The following is a 2,315-nucleotide window of genomic DNA, read 5'->3' as shown; positions in this document are numbered from 1 at the left end:
ATGTAAGAAATGTTAAGGTAACGTATGACGATGGGACGTTATACTTTGAAACACATGATAGCCGCTTACCGATACGCCTATAGTTCCCGCTCCTGGAAACACTGTATCTCCGCATAACCACAGTCCTTGTAAGCCAGATCGATGCGAAATGCTGTTGAACAAGGCATGATCTAACGTTTGCGGAAAGCCTCCCACTCCCCCGTTTGGGCGAGAAGTGAACCTTTCCCATGCTTTAGGAGCTCCCGAAATTTGATGCTCTGCTTTTTCAATGCTAGGAATAATGGTTTTAATGCCTGCTACCATTTTTTTCTCAAGAACTTGTTTTTGAAGGTCATAGGCTTCTTTGTTGCTCCACTTGCTAAGATCAATGTGAGTAGACACTGTAATTGTACGCTTGCCTTCAGGGGCTCGAAAACGATCATCTGGATGAGAGACTGAGATAAATAAATGATTTCCTTCTGTCATTTCCCCTTGTTCGGATTGAAGTACTTGCTGAAACAACTCTACATTTTGCGGCAGATCTCTTTCATCAATCGCAAAATACATCGAAAACGTTCCCCACTGCCGAAGCTCGCTTTTTTCTTTTGCCCGCTTATGAATATGTTGGTAATCTTCATCATGCAGCAAAGTCTTTAAGCTTTGAACCGGCGCGTTGCATACAACGTCTGATGCACGGTAACGGTTACCTCTATGATCATGCACGATCCACCCGTCATTATCACGCTCTATCTTTACTACTTTCCTTCCTAGAGTCGTTTTTCCTCCGTTGACTTTAATCGATTTTTGCAGCGCTTCTGCGACTTTGTATAAGCCACCTTTTACATAAAAAGCACCTTCGTGATAAATATCTAACGCTAAACATCCAATAAGCATTGAACAGTTCTCACTTGTTGTCTGCATGCTGTCTATTAATTGACCATCAACAAAATGAAGAAAGTCCGCTTCGTCTAGCAAGCTGTGTTTTTTTAGTAAATAACTAAACGATTGATGAAAATAAGGCAACAGCTTCACAGAACCAACATTCAACGAACTTACCAGCCTGCTCCACTCACCGACTGTTAGAGGAGGAAGAACCGGCAGAGACTGCATAAGCTTGCGAATTTCTTTTGCAATTCTAAAAACATTTTCATAAAAGCTCCTAATATTTTTTGCTTTATGAGGAAATTGTTTTTGAAGATAGGAAATATGCTGATACCGGTCTTGATAATAAATCAGTGTACGATGAGGAAGATGAACTTTCATGATTTTTTCAAGAGAAACCTTTTCAATTTCTAGGCCAAGGCACGTGCCGATTCGCTCATGTATCCCTCCGTGCTCAAATCCCATTCCAAGTGTCGCCCCAACAGGAAACGTATACAAATGACGCTGAAATTTCCCTGCACAGCCTCCCCATTCTCGAGAAGCTTCTAAAACCGTCACTTCATAGTCATGTTTAGCTAAAAGCGCTCCCGCTGTTAACCCACCTATTCCTCCGCCTATTACGACAACTTGCTTATGCATGTTTTCACCTTCTTCTGCTCTTTCTTTTATTGTGCAAAAAAAAGAAGCTCACCGCAATTTAGAAGCGGCTCGTTACTGAAATAAAAAAGCCGTGAATGATCTCACAGCTTTTTGGCTTATTTTGTAATCACTCCACAAACAATCCGATCTCCTGAGTTTCCTGAAGGATCCGTTGTGTAATCGTCGACTTTATCATGTATCACTAATGCCGATCCATCCATATCCAAAAGAGAATTCGGCTTTCCTTCTTGCAGCGTGACAAGAGAAGCAAAAATTTCTGTATCTACTTTGCCATTTGGAGCAACTTCTAGATTGGGCAAATCACCTGCATGCGGGCCTTTTGTATTTTTAAGGCCGTGTTCACGTTTAAAAGGATTAAAATGGGCACCCGCTGTTTTAAAATCCGGCACCTCACATTTTCCTATTTCATGAATATGAAATCCATGTCTCCCTGGTGAAAGACCTTGAGCAGTTAATTTAATGTGCACGCCGTTCTTTGCTTCTGACAGGGTAGCCTCGCCTACTTTTTTGCCCGATGTATTTGTTAAATCCACTTTAACAGGTTCTACCGATACTTCGCTTGTTTCTTTCGCTTCCTCTGTTTTCAGGTGGTTTTCATGAGCGTTATTTTGCTCTTTTACCATGCTGCATGCTCCTAACAATAACAGAACAAAGACTACGCATCCGTTCATTATCAACTTTTGCATCCGTGATTCCTCCTTTTTCTTATTTATCACCATCCTTTCACTATTTTCCTTTTTTTAGACATCAAAAATAAGATTGAGACATACGTTCACCTTACCAATGAAAAAATC

2 protein-coding genes are annotated in these 2,315 nt (G+C 41.0%); both read right to left on the bottom strand.

Annotation, left to right across the window (positions count from 1 at the left end):
* Positions 1-12: 12 nt before the first annotated feature.
* Positions 13-1,500, bottom strand: a complete 1,488-nt coding sequence (locus AC1DRF_RS23685) for an FAD-dependent oxidoreductase (protein ID WP_427076212.1) — start codon at positions 1,498-1,500, stop codon at positions 13-15.
* 116 nt (positions 1,501-1,616) lie between these two features.
* Positions 1,617-2,207 (bottom strand): superoxide dismutase family protein, encoded by a 591-nt coding sequence (locus AC1DRF_RS23680; RefSeq protein ID WP_216141901.1) that lies wholly within the window; start codon positions 2,205-2,207, stop codon positions 1,617-1,619.
* Positions 2,208-2,315 lie beyond the last annotated feature (108 nt).

The organism is Priestia sp. P5_B4 (assembly GCF_056400385.1).
This window is presented reverse-complemented; position numbering and strand designations above follow the sequence as displayed.

Bases quoted from the DNA above. Each gene is read 5' to 3' on its own strand.
- AC1DRF_RS23685 (WP_427076212.1), bottom strand. From the start codon at position 1,500: ATGCATAAGCAAGTTGTCGTAATAGGCGGAGGAATAGGTGGGTTAACA.
- AC1DRF_RS23680 (WP_216141901.1), bottom strand. From the start codon at position 2,207: ATGCAAAAGTTGATAATGAACGGATGCGTAGTCTTTGTTCTGTTATTG.